Annotated in this window: 12 protein-coding genes; 6 read left to right on the top strand and 6 right to left on the bottom strand. The window is 70.5% G+C overall.

Annotated elements, in window-relative coordinates; all coding sequences use genetic code 11:
• Nucleotides 1–13: 13 nt before the first annotated feature.
• From ACFYOP_RS20610 to ACFYOP_RS20585, 6 genes are all read right to left on the bottom strand, one after another.
• A complete protein-coding gene (locus ACFYOP_RS20610; RefSeq protein WP_356897941.1) occupies nt 14–199 on the bottom strand; it encodes a hypothetical protein in 186 nt (61 codons plus the stop codon).
• Nucleotides 196–909, bottom strand: a complete 714-nt coding sequence (locus ACFYOP_RS20605) for a VOC family protein (RefSeq protein WP_356897942.1) — start codon at nt 907–909, stop codon at nt 196–198. The genes ACFYOP_RS20610 and ACFYOP_RS20605 overlap by 4 nt, the downstream gene beginning before the upstream one ends.
• A 464-nt stretch (nt 910–1,373) precedes the next feature.
• On the bottom strand, nt 1,374–2,402 hold the full coding sequence (locus tag ACFYOP_RS20600) for a LacI family DNA-binding transcriptional regulator (RefSeq protein ID WP_356897943.1): 1,029 nt from the start codon (nt 2,400–2,402) through the stop codon (nt 1,374–1,376).
• Between the two features lie 25 nt (nt 2,403–2,427).
• On the bottom strand, nt 2,428–3,345 hold the full coding sequence (locus tag ACFYOP_RS20595) for a carbohydrate ABC transporter permease (RefSeq protein ID WP_356897944.1): 918 nt from the start codon (nt 3,343–3,345) through the stop codon (nt 2,428–2,430).
• A complete protein-coding gene (locus ACFYOP_RS20590) occupies nt 3,342–4,283 on the bottom strand; it encodes a sugar ABC transporter permease (RefSeq protein ID WP_356897974.1) in 942 nt (313 codons plus the stop codon). Before ACFYOP_RS20590 ends, ACFYOP_RS20595 begins: the two co-directional genes overlap by 4 nt.
• A 2-nt stretch (nt 4,284–4,285) precedes the next feature.
• Nucleotides 4,286–5,596 (bottom strand): extracellular solute-binding protein, encoded by a 1,311-nt coding sequence (locus tag ACFYOP_RS20585; protein WP_356897945.1) that lies wholly within the window; start codon nt 5,594–5,596, stop codon nt 4,286–4,288.
• Between the two features lie 205 nt (nt 5,597–5,801).
• On the opposite strand from ACFYOP_RS20585, the gene ACFYOP_RS20580 reads away from it, so the two are divergent.
• From ACFYOP_RS20580 to ACFYOP_RS20555, 6 genes are all read left to right on the top strand, one after another.
• Nucleotides 5,802–7,823 carry a beta-galactosidase gene (locus tag ACFYOP_RS20580; RefSeq protein WP_356897946.1) on the top strand — a complete coding sequence of 674 codons (2,022 nt, stop codon included), beginning with the start codon at nt 5,802–5,804 and terminating at the stop codon, nt 7,821–7,823.
• Nucleotides 7,824–8,090: 267 nt separating this feature from the next.
• Nucleotides 8,091–9,662, top strand: a complete 1,572-nt coding sequence (locus tag ACFYOP_RS20575) for a glycosyl hydrolase 53 family protein (RefSeq protein WP_356897947.1) — start codon at nt 8,091–8,093, stop codon at nt 9,660–9,662.
• A 675-nt stretch (nt 9,663–10,337) separates the two neighbouring features.
• The gene (locus tag ACFYOP_RS20570; RefSeq protein WP_356897948.1) at nt 10,338–11,621 is read left to right on the top strand and encodes an extracellular solute-binding protein; all 1,284 of its coding nucleotides are present in this window, start codon (nt 10,338–10,340) and stop codon (nt 11,619–11,621) included.
• Nucleotides 11,621–12,601: a sugar ABC transporter permease gene (locus ACFYOP_RS20565; RefSeq protein WP_356897949.1), complete on the top strand. Its 981-nt coding sequence runs from the start codon at nt 11,621–11,623 to the stop codon at nt 12,599–12,601. The genes ACFYOP_RS20570 and ACFYOP_RS20565 overlap by 1 nt, the downstream gene beginning before the upstream one ends.
• Nucleotides 12,598–13,458 carry a carbohydrate ABC transporter permease gene (locus ACFYOP_RS20560; protein WP_356897950.1) on the top strand — a complete coding sequence of 287 codons (861 nt, stop codon included), beginning with the start codon at nt 12,598–12,600 and terminating at the stop codon, nt 13,456–13,458. Before ACFYOP_RS20565 ends, ACFYOP_RS20560 begins: the two co-directional genes overlap by 4 nt.
• Before the next feature lie 6 nt (nt 13,459–13,464).
• Nucleotides 13,465–14,052 carry a hypothetical protein gene (locus tag ACFYOP_RS20555; protein WP_356897951.1) on the top strand — a complete coding sequence of 196 codons (588 nt, stop codon included), beginning with the start codon at nt 13,465–13,467 and terminating at the stop codon, nt 14,050–14,052.
• The last annotated feature ends 49 nt before the right edge of the window (nt 14,053–14,101 follow it).

Below are 14,101 nucleotides of genomic sequence, written 5' to 3'. Positions count from 1 at the left end.
CAGACCTGCCGTGTCACGGCAGGGCGAGCCCCCGTCGCGCCTGGACGATCAGGTGCTGGGCATGGGCCCCGAACACTGCCGACTCCTTCAGCTTCAGCCACACCCGCTGATACGTGGCGATGGTGTCGGTGTAGGCCTGCCCGACTCTCTGCTGCGCTCCTCGCGGCAGGACGACCGGCTGCCGCGGCTCCCGCTTCACCGGCGCGTGAGCACGCGGAACTCGTTGCCGTCGGGGTCGGCCAGCAGCACTGCGCCGTCCCCGCCGTGTGCGGAGTCGAGACGCTTCGCCCCGAGGGAGAGCAGCCGCTCGACCTCCGCTTGCTGATCGTCGTCCGGTGCGAGGTCGAAGTGCAGGTCCTTGCCGGGGTCCGGCATGAGCGGCGGACCACCCCACGTGATCTTCGTACCGCCGTCCGGTGACTGGATGGCGGTCTCCTCGTCCTGGTCCCAGACCAGCGGCCAACCCAGCGCCTCGCTCCAGAAGTAGCCCACGGTCTGCGAACCATCGCAGGCGAGCGCTCCGATGAAGCCGCAGCCGGCGAGGAAGTTGTTGCCCGGCTCGATGACACAGAACTCGTTGCCCTCAGGGTCGGCGAGGACCACATGGGACGCGTCCGGTCCCTGGCCGACGTCAGCGTGCTGCCCACCGAGGTCGAGCGCCCTGGCCACGGTCTCCTGCTGGTCCTCCAGGGAGGAGCTGGTCAGGTCGAAGTGCAGCCGGTTCTCGGCGGCCTTCTGCGTTTGGGAGGGACGAAAGCCGAGGCGGTAGCCGGCGTCATTTCCGGACAGCAGGGCGACGCCGTCGTGAGAATCGTCGGCTCTCTCCAAGCCCAGGACGCCGGACCAGAAATGGGCTAGGCGCTCGGGCCGGTGCGCGTCGAAGGAGATTGCGAAGAGTCGGCTGCTCATTGCGTCACGCATCCTCGGCCCGTTGAGTGCCAACGGTCTGCAGGGCGCCGTGTCAGCGCCTCGAACGACGATCCTATGAGCGGGCCGGGCTCAGTTGCAGCCGAGTATTCCGCTGCCCCGGAGCCGGAGCTGCACCCTTCGGGGTTCGGGCTGCCAGCCCCCGCAGCCATCGGGGCGCCCCGGGATTCTCGGGACGCGGGTGCCGGCGGGTCCTGCCCGAACACCACGGCCGGCCGGGCCCGCTTCGTCTTCGGCCCGGCGTCCCGGCAACGGCCTGCCCCGCCCACACCCGCCGCCCGGACCCGTCGAACGCCGTCCGCACTACTCGTCCCCTCCCCGGAACAACCACCGCCGCGACAACAACCCGGCCGCCTTCGACGCCAGGCCCCCAGCTGATCAAAAATGACCGGGGAGACACGCACCGGCGGGCGGCGCAGGTCGTACCCCCCGCCCCGACCGACCCGTCAGGCCGAGTCCCGGCGTACCAGTTCGGTCGGGAGGATGACGGCCGCCGGGTCGTCGCCGCCTATGCGGGCCAGGAGCATGCGCACCATCTCCCGGCTGATCCGGTCCCACGGCTGGCGGATCGTGGTGAGGCGGGGGCGGGTCGACAGGGCGGCGGGGGAGTCGTCGAAGCCGCCCACCGCCACGTCCTCCGGCACCGAGCGACCGGCGCGGCTCAGTGTGTCGAGGACGCCCTGGGCCATCAGGTCCGAGGCCACGAACACCGCGTCGAGGTCCGGGGCGCGGTCCAGGAGGAGTTCGGCGGCCTGTTCGCCGCTCGCCCTGCTGTAGTCGCCCGTCGCGATCAGCGACTCGTCGTCGGGCAGCCCGCATTCGGCCAGCGTCTCGCGGTAGCCGGCGAGGCGCTCGACACCGCCGGGCGTGTCCAGGGGGCCGGAGACCGTGGCGATCCGCCGGCGGCCGGACGCGTGGAGGTAGCGGACCATGTCGCGGGCCCCCTCCCGGTCGTCGGCCGCCACGTAACTGACCTTGGCCTGCTGGCCGATGGGTTTGCCGCAGGCGACCACGGGCACGCCCGCGGCCTGCAGCTCCCCGGCCACCGGGTCGCCGGAGTGGCTGGAGACCAGCAGCACCCCGTCCACGTGGCCGGCCTCGATGTACCGCAGGTTGCGGCGCCGTTCGTCCTCGCTGCCGGCGATCATCAGCAGCAGCGGGATGTCCTGCGCGGCGAGCGCCTGGGTGCAGGAGCGCAGCAGGACGTTGAAGTTGGGGTCCTCGAAGAAGCGCTCCTGGGGTTCGGTCAGCAGGAAGGCCACCGAGTCGGACTTGCCGGTGATCAGCGACCGGGCGTGCCGGTTGACGACGTAACCGGTCCTGCGGATCGCGTTGTTGACGGCCGTCTGCGAGGCCGGGCTGACGTAGTGCCCGCCGTTGAGCACCCGGGAGACCGTTCCGCGCGACACTCCGGCCTCGCGTGCCACGTCGTGGATGGTCACCGGCCGGCGTTTGCCGTCTGGGCCGCGGTTCATGGTGTGTCCCCTCCTTCCCCTGCGGTCAAGACTTTACGGCTCCGGACAGCAGGTCCAGGCTCCAGAACCGCTGGATGACCAGGAAGAGCGCGATGAGCGGGACAATGGCGAGCAGTGCGCCGGTGATCACCAGCGTGTAGAGGGCGGGTGTGCTGCTGCCCTGGGCGAGCAGGGTGAACAGGCCCACGGTCATGGGGAACTTCTCGTCGTCGCTGAGCATGATGTACGGCAGCAGGAAGTTGTTCCAGATCGCCACGAACTGGAAGAGGAAGATCGTCACCAGGCCCGGCGCCATCATGGGGACGCCCACCCGGAGGAAGATCCGCCACTCTCCGGCCCCGTCCATCCGGCCCGCCTCGACGAGCTCCATGGGGATGGCCGCCTGGGCGTAGATCCGCCCGAGGTAGACGCCGTACGGGGAGAGGATCAGCGGCAGCAGCACGGACAGATACGAGTCCGTCATGTCGGCCTTCGCCATCAGCAGGTACTGGGGGATGGCGAGGATGACCGGCGGCATGAGCACGCCGGCGAGCAGCACGTTGAACAGGGCCTCCCGGCCGCGGAAGCGGTAGACGGCGAGGGCGTACCCGGAGACGGCGGAGACGATCGTGGAGAGCACGGCGCCCAGGCCCGCGTAGAGGCCGGAGTTGGCCATCCAGCGCCAGTAGATGCCGTCGCGGTAGGCGTCGAGGTCGCTGACGTTGTCGCCGAAGCCGCTGCCGGGCAGGAAGGTGAAGGTGGAGAAGAGTTCGGCGCCGGACTTGGTGGAGGCGACCAGGACCCAGGCGACCGGCAGCAGGCAGTACAGCGCGCCGAGCAGCAGCGCCGCGGTGGGCAGCAGGGCGATCCGGCGGCCGGGCGGCGGTCCCTGGGAGGCGCCGGGGGTGGTGCCGGCGGCCGGGGCGGTCCGGCGGCGCCGTACGGAGAGGGTGGACGTGCTCATCGGGTTCCTTGGCGCTTGGCACGGGAGTCGGAGGCCCGCAGCAGGGAGAAGGAGAGGACGAACGTCGCGGCGGCGAGGACCACGGCGGTGGCCGAGGCCGCGTAGACGTTCCCCGCCACGAAGGCGTCGTGGTAGACCTTCATCAGCGGACTCCAGGTGGTGGAGATGCCGTTGGTCAGCGGCTTGAGCGTGGTGGGCTCGCTGAAGACCTGCAGGGTGGCGATGACCGAGAAGAAGAAGGTCAGCACCAGCGCGGGCACCACCATCGGGATCTTGATCCGCAGGGCGATCTGCAGCGGCGTCGCGCCGTCGAGCTTCGCCGCCTCGTACACCTCCGCGGGGATGGACCGCAGCGAGGTGTAGATCACGATCATGTTGAAGCCGGTGCCGCCCCAGACCGCGATGTTGGCCAGGGCCACGAAGAGCGGTCCGCCGTCGAGCAGGTCGGGCCGCGGCAGCCCCAGCAGTTCGAGGACGTGGTGGAAGGGGCTGACGTCCGGCAGGTACAGAAAGCCCCACAGCAGCGCGGCGACCACGCCGGGGATGGCGTACGGCAGGAAGATCGTGAGCCGGGAGAAGGACCGCGCCCGGACCCGCTCGGTGTCCAGGAGCAGCGCGAACAGCAGGGCGAGGCCCAGCATGACGGGGACGACGATCGCCCCGTAGCCGAGGACGCGCAGGGCGCCGTGTCCGAGTTCGGAGTCGGTGAGGGCGGCGGTGTAGTTCTCCAGGCCCGCCCAGACCTCGGTCCGGGCGTTCTTGCCCAGGCCGAGGCCCTGGACGTCGACCTTGTGCAGGCTGAGCCAGAGCGCGTATCCGACGGGCAGCGCGAAGAACAGGGCGAAGAGCACGACGGCCGGCAGGAGGAAGCCGTACGGGGCGGTCCTCACCCCGTTCGGCGTCCTTCTCCCCGGTGCCCTTCGGCCGGCGGGGGACATGCTCACTTGGCGACCTCGAAGCCCTGCTTCTCCAGGTCCGCGACGGTGGCGTCCTGCATCCGGCCGAGGGCGGCGCCGAAGTCGGTCCTGGCCTTGGCGGCCTTGCCGAACTCGTCCTTGAAGGTGGCGTACGCGACGTTCACGTTGGGTCCCCAGTGGGCGGGGGCGGCGGTCTTCGCGATCTCGGCGGCGCGGCTGTAGAAGTCGGGCTGGCCGGCGAAGAACTCGGGGGCCTCGACGAGGATGCCGCTGGTCTGGGCGGAGGTGGCCGCCGGGTAGATGCCGCTCTCCTTCACCAGGGCGGCCAGCGCCTCCTCGTCCGTGTTGAGCCAGGCGGCGAACTTCGCGGCGGCCGCCTTGTGCTTCGAGTCGGTGGTGACGGCGGTGGTGGAGCCGCCCCAGCTGCCGGTCACGTTCTTCGTGTCGTACCACTGGGGGAGCGGGGCCATCTTCCACTTGCCCTTGGTGTCGGGGGCCGCGGTGGTGAGTGTGCCGGGCGCCCAGACGGCGCTGACCCAGGCGATCTGCTCGCCGGTGTTGAGCGCCTTGTTCCAGGCGGGGGTGTACATCGGCTGGTTGTCGATGGCGCCCTCGGCGACGAGACCGCCCCAGAAGTCGGCGACCTTCTTGGTGGCGGGGTCGTCGATGCCGACCTTCCACTTCTCGCCGTCGATGGTCCACCAGCGGGCGCCGGCCTGCTGAGCGAGCCCGGCGAAGAGTCCGGAGTCGTTGGAGGAGAAGGTGGTGAGGGCCTTGTCGGGGGCCTTCTTCTTCAGTTCGCGCGCGGTCTGCGCGAACTCCTCCCAGGTGGCCGGGACGTCGAGGTCGTATTTCTGGAACAGGTCGTCGCGGTAGTAGAACATCATCGGCCCGGAGTCCTGGGGCACCGCGTACACGGCGTCGGAGCCCAGGGTGGTCTGCTGCCACACGCCGGGCGCGAACTCGTCCTTCACGTCGCCGACCTCGTCGGATATGTCGGCGAGGGCGTCGTTGCTCACCAGCGTCGGCAGCGCCTGGTACTCGGCCTGGACGAGGTCCGGGGCCTTCTTCGCCTTGTGCGCCGTGATGATCTTGGTGACGAGGTCGTCACCGGAGGCCTGCTTCTGGACCGTGACCCGGATGTCCGGGTTCTGCTGGTTCCAGAGGTCCGCGACCTTGTCCATGCCGGGCGCCCAGGCCCAGTAGGTGAGCTTCACAGGGCCGGACGCGGCCTGATCGCCACCGTCGGACGAGCCGCAGGCGGTGAGCGCCGTCGCACCGAGGGCGACGGCGGTGGCGGTGGCCGCGAGGCGGCGGTGCAGCGAGTGGGACATGGGTTGTTTCTCCCTGGCCGAAGGGCCGGTCCGCGGGGGGCGGTGGCCGGCTCTGCATCTGTGAGCGTTCACAGTAGAGAAACGTCCTGGACACTTGTCAATGGTTGTTCGTGTGCGGTTATGTTGCGTCATCGCATCGATATGGATGTGTGCACGTTCCCAGAATGTTTGATTCATGTTGGATCCAACGCCTCAGGAGAGATTCATGCCGGAGACCACTCACCAGGGCCGCGCCCGGCTCGCCTTCGGCGGGGACTACAACCCCGAGCAATGGCCGGAGAGCGTCTGGGACGAGGACGTCCGGCTGATGCGCGAGGCCGGAGTGACCATGGTGAGCGTCGGGATCTTCTCCTGGGCCCTGCTCGAACCCCGGCCCGGCGCATACGACTTCGGCTGGCTCGACCGGCTGCTGGACCTGCTGCACGAGAACGGCGTCGACGCCGACCTCGGCACCCCCACGGTCTCCCCGCCCGCCTGGTTCTACCGCGCCCACCCCGACGCCCTGCCCGTCAGCCGCGAGGGCGTGCGCCACGCCTTCGGCTCACGCGCCGCCATCTGCCACAGCAGCCCCGCCTACCGCGAGGCCGCCGCCGCGATCACCACCCGGCTCGCCGAGCGGTACGCCGGCCACCCCGCGCTCGCCCTGTGGCACGTCCACAACGAGTACGGCGTGCCCGTCAGCGCCTGCTACTGCGACAACTGCGCCGCCCGCTTCCGGCGCTGGCTCCAGGGCCGTTACGGCTCCGTCGAGGCGGTCAACGACGCCTGGGGAACCACCTTCTGGGGCCTGCGCTACGGCGCGCTCGACGAGATCGACCCGCCGCGGCTCACCCCCACCGCGGGAAACCCCGCCCACCAGCTCGACTACCGCCGCTTCGCCGACGACACGATGCGCGAGAACTTCCGCGCGGAGCGCGACATCCTGCACCGCCTCGCCCCCGGCGTCCCCGTCACCACCAACTTCATGACGGCGCTCAGCCAGTGCGACACCGTCGACTACTGGGCCTGGGGCCGCGAGGTCGACCTCGTCACCAACGACCACTACCTGATGACCGACGGCCGGCGCACCCACGTCAACCTGGCGATGGCAGCCGACCTCACGCGCTCCGTCGCCGGCGGCGCCCCCTGGCTGCTGCTCGAGCACTCCACCAGCGGCGTCAGCTGGCAGCCCCGCAACCCGGCCAAGCGTCCCGGCGAGATGGCCCGCAACTCCCTCGCGCACGTGGCCCGCGGCTCGGAGGGCGCCATGTTCTTCCAGTGGCGGCAGTCCCGCAAGGGCGCGGAGAAGTTCCACTCCGCGATGCTGCCGCACGCCGGCACCAACTCCAGGGTCTGGCGCGAGGTCGTCCGCCTCGGCGCCGACATCGGCTCCCTCGCCGCGCTGAAGGACACCCGTACCGTCGCCGACGCGGCCATGGTGTGGGACTGGCAGTCCTGGTGGGCGCAGAGCCTGGAATGGCGCCCCAGCGAGGACCACGACGCCCGCGAGCGCGCCGACAGCTTCTACGAGGCGCTCTACGACCGGCACCTGACCGTCGACTTCGCCCACCCCGAGGCCGACCTGTCGGCCTACCCGCTGGTCGTCGTGCCCGCCCTGTACCTCGCCACCGAGGAAGCCGGCCGCAATCTGCGCGCGTACGTGGGATGCGGCGGCACGCTCGTCGTCTCGTACTTCTCCGGCATCGTCGACGAGCACGACGCCGTGCACCCCGGCCCCTACCCGGGTGTGCTGCGCGACGTGCTCGGCCTCACGGTGGAGGAGTGGTCGCCGCTCGGGGAGGGCGAGAGCGTACGCGTCGACGGTCCCGGCGGGACGCCGGTCACCGCCGACGTCTGGACCGAGTTCGTCGTCCCGCGCGGCGCCGAGACGGTGTGGACGTACGCCGACGGCCCGGCCGCCGGGGGCCCGGCCGTCACCCGGCACCGGCTCGGCCGGGGCACCGCCTGGTACGTGTCCACCCGGCTGGACCCGGCCGCCCTCGACACGGTCCTCCAGAGCGCCGGTGAGGACGCGGGCCTCGCACCGCGGACCGGACTTCCCCGCGACGTCGAGGTGGTGCGCCGCTCTGGTGAGAGCGGCGACTTCCTCTTCGCGATCAACCACACGGAACACGACGCCAAGGTGCCGCTGGAGGCGCCCGGCACCGAACTCCTCGGCGGCGAGCGCGCCGCCGGGCAACTCACCGTCCCGGCCGGCGCCGTCAGGGTCGTACTGCTCGACGCCTGACCTGCCGACCGGACCAGAACTCCCCGGGGGCGGCCGCCGAGCCTGCCGCGAACGGAACGGAGGGCGCGACGGTGTCGAAAACGACGCGAGGCCGAAGGAGTGAAAAGCGACCTCGGCCCGAAGAACGTCGACACCGGCATCGAGCGCCCGCCGGGAAGCCAGCCTCGACGGGCAGACATCGCCGGTCACGGCACGAGCCCAGTGAGCGGCCGCCCCCGGGCAGGTGCACCACCCGTCCTCGCCCACCACCGTCGAAGGGACTCGACGATGCACGTCCAGGCACGACGCACCTCCCCCGCACGGCTGCTGAGAGCCGCGGTCCTGCCCGCGCTCGGCGCCCTGCTGTTCACCGCCCTGCCCGCCCAACAGGCCGGCGCGGCCGCCACCCTCACCAACACCGGCTTCGAGTCCGGCACCTCCGGCTGGTCCACCTACTCGGCCACCGGCCAGGACGCGGCCTCGTACGCCGAGGCCGGCGGGCACAGCGGCAGCCGCCGCCTCTCCCACTGGTCGTCCTCCGCGTACAAGGTGGAGACGTACCAGTACCTGACCGGCCTCAGCAGCGGCAGCTACCGGCTCAGCGCCTGGGTGCGCTCGAGCGGCGGCCAGAACGCCGCGTACCTCGCCCTGCGCAACTGCGGCTCGGCCGAGCAGCGGACCGACCTGCCGCCCACACCCGACGGGAAGTGGATACGGATCGTCACCTCCGTCCGCGTGACCGGCGGCCAGTGCACCGTCAGCATCAACTCCGACGCCAAGGCGGGGAACTGGATCAACGTCGACGACCTCACCTTCACCCCCGGCTCCTCCGGGCTCCCGGTCAAGGGCGTCGACGTCTCCATGCTCAAGAAGAGCGAGGACTTCGGCGGCACCTACCGCACCAGCGGCGGCACGGCCGGGGACGCGCTCGGCATCCTCGGCTCCGCGGGCGCGAACTACGGCCGGCTCAAGGTCTGGGTCGACCCGGCCGACGGCTACAACGACAAGGCGCGCGTGCTGGAGATGGCCCGCCGCATCAAGGCCCGGGGCATGAAGGTGCTGGTCGACTTCCACTACTCCGACATCTGGGCCGACCCGGGCGCCCAGACCAAGCCGGCGGCCTGGTCCTCGCACTCGTACGAGCAGCTGAAGAAGGACGTGTACGACCACACGTACGACGTCCTGAACGCCCTCGAGGCGCAGGGCACCACCGCCGACATGGTGCAGATCGGCAACGAGATCAACACCGGGATGCTCTGGCCCGAGGGCTCCACGGCCGACTGGAGCCGCACCGCCGGACTCCTGCAGTCCGGGACCGACGCGGTGAAGGCGGTCTCCTCCTCCACCCAGGTCGCCCTGCACCTGGCGCACGGCGGTGACAACGGCCTCTACCGCTGGTGGTTCGACAACGCCACCGCGCAGGGGGTGCGCTTCGACGTCATCGCCCTGTCCTTCTACGGCTACTGGCACGGCGCGCTGTCCGATCTCCAGACCAACCTGGACGACGTCTCCGCCCGTTACGGCAAGCCGGTCATGGTCGCGGAGACCGCGTATCCGTTCCGCCTCGACGACGAGGACGGCCACGAGAACATCATCGACCTCCCCGGCGAGCTCGTCGCCGGCTACCCGGCGACGCCGGCGGGGCAGGCGGCCTGGGTGCGCGACGTGATGAACGTGGTGGAGGCGGTGCCCGGCGGGCGGGGACTGGGCGTCATCTACTGGGACCCGACGTGGACGGCGGTCAAGGGCAACGGCTGGGACCCGGCCGACCCGTCGTCGGGCAACGCGTGGGAGAACCAGGCCCTGTTCGGCTACGACGACAGGCTGCTGCCCGCGGCGGCTTGGCTGGGGCACCGCTGAGGGCGGTCGAGCAGGGACCGGGGTCGTGAATCGATTCACCATCTCGGTCCCCCATGGCGGGTGACGGTGGGCGGCGGGGGCCCGGTCGCCCACCGGGGACGCGGCCGTGGCGGGGCGCTGCCTCGGGGCTCCCGGGGCCGGCTCCGTGGGGCGGCGGCCGGCCGCTCGTTCCGCCGCCCTGCCGTCCTGGTCGTCCGTGGCGGGACGCCCGGCCGCCACCCCGGAAACGTGGGGACGCCGCGCGGTCCCGCCGCCCGCGCGGCGGGACGGGCCCGGCCTCGCCCCCATCCCGTCGCGTCGCGCGCCGTCGTCGTGACGGCCTTCGGCGTCGCGATCTCCCTTGTTGTCCGGCGCGCCGCGCCCCGCCCGTACGGAAGTGCTCCGTACGGGCGCCGCCGGAACCGGGGTCCGGACCCGGCCGCCCCGGCCGCGCCCCGCCCGAGCCGCAGCGCGAGGACACTGGCGCAGGCCCCGGGTGTCCGTTACCGTCGTCCAGCGTCCGGCATCCCGCATGATGTTCGGCATGTCGGACGCCATGGTGGGGAAATTCGGCGCCGCCCAAACCGTTGACGCGATCTCGCCACACCCCTACATTTCGTGGCAAGCGCTTTCCTGAAACGATTCATTCATCAGGCAGTCATCACACATCAAGTCATCATGGCGAGAGGGTGCATCATGCGTATGTCCAGGCATGTGGAGAGGCGGACCTTCCTCAAGGCGGCCGGCGCGTCCCTTGCCGGTGCCGGTCTCACCGCCGCCGGCTGCGGCGCGGGCAGCGGCTCCTCCGGCGGCCCCGTGACCATCCGCTACGCATGGTGGGGTGCGGACGACCGGGCCGAGAAGATCAACAAGACCATCGCCCTCTTCGAGAAGAAGCACCCGAAGATCAAGGTCAAGACGGACTTCCAGCAGTACGCGGACTTCTGGAAGAAGTTCAACACCCAGGCCGCGGGCGGCAACCCGCCCGACGTCTTCCAGAACGCCGTCGGCTTCCTGCGCAAGTACGACGCGAAGCGCGTGCTGCTCGACCTCGCCCCGCAGGCCGAGAAGGGCAACCTGGACCTGACCGGCTTCCGGGCCGGCCTGGAGAAGTTCGGCGAGATCGACGGCAAGCTCCTCGGCGTCCCCGTCGGTTCCAACTCGATGGGCTACATCATCGACGAGAAGGTCTACGAGAAGGCCGGCGTCACCCCGAAGGCCGGCTGGACCTGGGACGACTGGGACGACGCCCTCGTCAGGATCCACGACAAGGCCGGGCGGGCCGGCGACTCCGGCCCCTTCGGCATCATGTATCTCTACGACCTGATACTCCGCCAGAACGGCAAGGCCTTCTTCACCGAGAACGGACTCGGCTTCACCGAGAGCGACCTGATCCCGTACTGGACGGAGGCGATGAAGCGCGTCAAGTCCGGGCTGTACGCCGACCCGAAGAAGGTCGAGCAGATCAAGCCCAAGTCCGCTCTCGCACAGGGGCTGGCCGGCGGCGAGTTCACCTGGGACAACTTCACCGCGCGCTACACCGCCGAGGGCGACAGCTCGTACGCCATCGCGCCCATCCCCACCGAGGACGGCAAGCGGACAGGCCAGTACCTCGGCTCGCTGATGCTCAGCGGCAGCGCCCGCACCAAGCACCCCGCGGAGGTCGCGACCTTCATCAGCTTCATGGTCCACGACCCCGAGGCCGGGCGGATCATGGGATACGACCGCGGAGTGCTCTCCACCACCGAGCAGTTCGAGGCGTTCCAACCCGCCGACCCGGTCAGCAAGAAGATCGCCGCGTACGAGCAGCAGATCGCCGACGCCGGTGTGCTCGAGCCCATCACCCCGCACCCCGCCGGCGCCGACATCGTGGAGGCGGCGTTCCTGCGGATCTCCGGTGACATGGCGCTCGGCAAGGCCCCCGTCGAGAACTCCGTGAAGCAGTTCTTCACCGAGGCGAAGACGGCTCTGGACTCCTGATGGGAAGCACCACCGTGACGAAGCCCGCGGCGGCCGAGGGACAGGCGGGCGAGCCGCTTTCGGCCCGTGGCACGGCCCCGCCCGCCGCCCGGAGCGGCGGGCGGCGGGACGGACTGGTCGGCTATCTGTTCATGACGCCCTGGATGGCCGGCTTCCTGCTGCTCACCGCGGGCCCGATGGTCGCCTCGCTCTACTTCGCCTTCACCGACTACGACCTCTTCGCCTCCCCGCAGTGGATCGGCCTCGGCAACTTCTCCGAGATGTTCGCCGACCCCCGCTGGCGTACCTCCGTCGAGGTCACCGTCAAGTACGTCCTGATCGGCACCCCGCTGAAACTGCTCCTCGCCCTCGGCGTGGCGCTCCTGCTGGCGCAGAGCCGGCGCGGCCAGGCCTTCTACCGGGCCGCGTTCTACGCACCGTCGCTCGTCGGCGCCAGTGTCTCCGTCGCCATCGTGTGGCGCGCGCTGTTCTCCGACGACGCCGTGGTGGACCGGGCCCAGTCGTTCTTCGGCGTGGACGTCGGTGGCTGGATCGGCGACCCGGCGTGGATCCTCTACAGTCTGGTGGCGCTCACCGTCTGGCAGTTCGGCGCGCCGATGGTCATCTTCCTGGCGGGACTCAAGCAGGTGCCGCGGGAGCTGTACGAGGCGGCCCAGGTCGACGGCGCCGGACCGTGGCGGCGGTTCTGGAGCATCACGCTGCCCATGATCTCGCCGGTGATGTTCTTCAACGTCCTGCTGGAGACCATCCACTCGTTCCAGATCTTCGGGTCGGCGTACATCATCAGCAACGGCACCTGCGGGCCCGCCGACGCCACCCTCGTCTACACCTGCTACCTGTACCAACAAGGCTTCGAGAACAGCCGGATGGGCCTCGCCTCCGCCATGGCCTGGATGCTGCTCGTCGCGGTCGGCCTGGTCACCGCGGTGCTGTTCTGGTCCCAGCGGCGCTGGGTGCACTACGAGGAGGCGGCCCGATGAGCGGCACATCCACCACCGTGCGGCGGCGTCGCACCGGCTCGCTGAGCTGGCATGTCGGCGCGCTGGCAGTGCTCGGCGTCGTGCTCTACCCCGTCGCCTGGGTGATCGGCGGTTCGCTCAAGCCGAGTGGTGACATCGTCGGCAGTCTCGACCTGTTCCCCACCGAGCCGATCGCCGACAACTACCGGCGGCTGACCGAGGGCATCGCCGACATCCCGATCTCCACCTTCTTCGTGAACTCCACACTACTCGCGTTGGGTTCCGTGGCCGGCGTGCTGCTGTCCTGCTCGCTCGCCGCCTACGCCTTCGCCAAGATCCGGTTCCCCGGACGGAACCTGATGTTCGCGCTGATGATCGGCACCCTGCTGTTGCCGTACCACGTGATCCTGATCCCGCAGTACGTGCTGTTCCAGAAGATGGAACTGATCAACACCTATGTGCCGCTGCTGCTCGGCAAGTACCTCGCCACCGACGCCTTCTTCGTCTTCCTCATGCTCCAGTTCATGCGGAACCTGCCGAAGGAACTGGACGAGGCCGCCAGGCTCGACGGCTGCGGGCATCTGCGGATCTACTGGTCGATCGTGCTGCCGCTGTGCCGGCCCGCGCTGATCACCAGCGCCATCTTCACCTTCATCAACGCCTGGAACGACTTCATGGGCCCGCTGATCTATCTGAACGAGCCGGAGAAGTACACGGTCTCGCTGGGCCTGAAGATGTTCATCGACCAGGACGCCGTCGCCGACTACGGCGGCATGATCGCCATGTCGCTCGTCGCGCTGCTGCCCGTGCTGGCGTTCTTCCTCGCCTTCCAGCGCTATCTCATCGACGGCATGGCCACCTCCGGCCTGAAGGGCTGACCGCCCATGACAGCGCGATCCGCGACGCGGCACACCTCCCGGCTCTCCACCGGCTTCGGCGTCTTCGCCGAGTGCCTGCTCACCGGGGTGTGGATGGCCCTCGCCGCCCTGCCGCTGCTGACGGCCCCGGCCGCCTTCGCCGCCGGGGCCCGTCATCTGCGGCGCCATCTGCGCCACGACGCGTCCGGGTGGCGGCTGTTCGCGGCCGACTTCACGGCCGCGGCGCGCGGCGGCTGGCTCGTCGGCCTGTCCGGCCTCGGGGCGCTGTGGCTGCTCTGGCTGAACCTCGCCGCCGTACGGGCCGGGCTGCCCGGCGGGCCGTTCACCGGCACCGTCGGCGTCCTCGCCTTCATCGCCGCCGTCGTCGCGGTGCTGCGCGCGGCCGCCGCCTGGCACCCCGGCGCCCGCTGGCGCGACCTGCTGCCCGCGGCGGCCCGGCGCACCGTACGCGACCCGGCCGGATCGCTGCTGCTGGTCGGCGGGTTCGCCGTGGTGGCGGCCTCCGCCTGGTTCATGGCGCCGCTCGCCGTTCCGGTGACCGGCGCCGTCGCGGCGGCCGCGGTGGCCGTCGAGACACGGTACGCCGCCCGCTGATCCCTTTGTCCGTACCGCTTCCTCTTCCCGCCCGCACGGTCGTACGGAA

This window comes from Streptomyces sp. NPDC006294 (genome assembly GCF_042870895.1).
GTDB lineage: Bacteria > Actinomycetota > Actinomycetes > Streptomycetales > Streptomycetaceae > Streptomyces.
The sequence above is the reverse complement of the archived record's forward strand: the minus strand, read 5'-3'. Positions and strand labels throughout refer to the sequence as shown.

Coding starts and splice junctions, on each gene's coding strand:
- ACFYOP_RS20605 (WP_356897942.1), bottom strand. CDS start 909: ATGAGCAGCCGACTCTTCGCAATCTCCTTCGACGCGCACCGGCCCGAG.
- ACFYOP_RS20600 (WP_356897943.1), bottom strand. CDS start 2,402: ATGAACCGCGGCCCAGACGGCAAACGCCGGCCGGTGACCATCCACGAC.
- ACFYOP_RS20595 (WP_356897944.1), bottom strand. CDS start 3,345: ATGAGCACGTCCACCCTCTCCGTACGGCGCCGCCGGACCGCCCCGGCC.
- ACFYOP_RS20590 (WP_356897974.1), bottom strand. CDS start 4,283: ATGTCCCCCGCCGGCCGAAGGGCACCGGGGAGAAGGACGCCGAACGGG.
- ACFYOP_RS20585 (WP_356897945.1), bottom strand. CDS start 5,596: ATGTCCCACTCGCTGCACCGCCGCCTCGCGGCCACCGCCACCGCCGTC.
- ACFYOP_RS20580 (WP_356897946.1), top strand. CDS start 5,802: ATGCCGGAGACCACTCACCAGGGCCGCGCCCGGCTCGCCTTCGGCGGG.
- ACFYOP_RS20575 (WP_356897947.1), top strand. CDS start 8,091: ATGCACGTCCAGGCACGACGCACCTCCCCCGCACGGCTGCTGAGAGCC.
- ACFYOP_RS20570 (WP_356897948.1), top strand. CDS start 10,338: ATGCGTATGTCCAGGCATGTGGAGAGGCGGACCTTCCTCAAGGCGGCC.
- ACFYOP_RS20565 (WP_356897949.1), top strand. CDS start 11,621: ATGGGAAGCACCACCGTGACGAAGCCCGCGGCGGCCGAGGGACAGGCG.
- ACFYOP_RS20560 (WP_356897950.1), top strand. CDS start 12,598: ATGAGCGGCACATCCACCACCGTGCGGCGGCGTCGCACCGGCTCGCTG.
- ACFYOP_RS20555 (WP_356897951.1), top strand. CDS start 13,465: ATGACAGCGCGATCCGCGACGCGGCACACCTCCCGGCTCTCCACCGGC.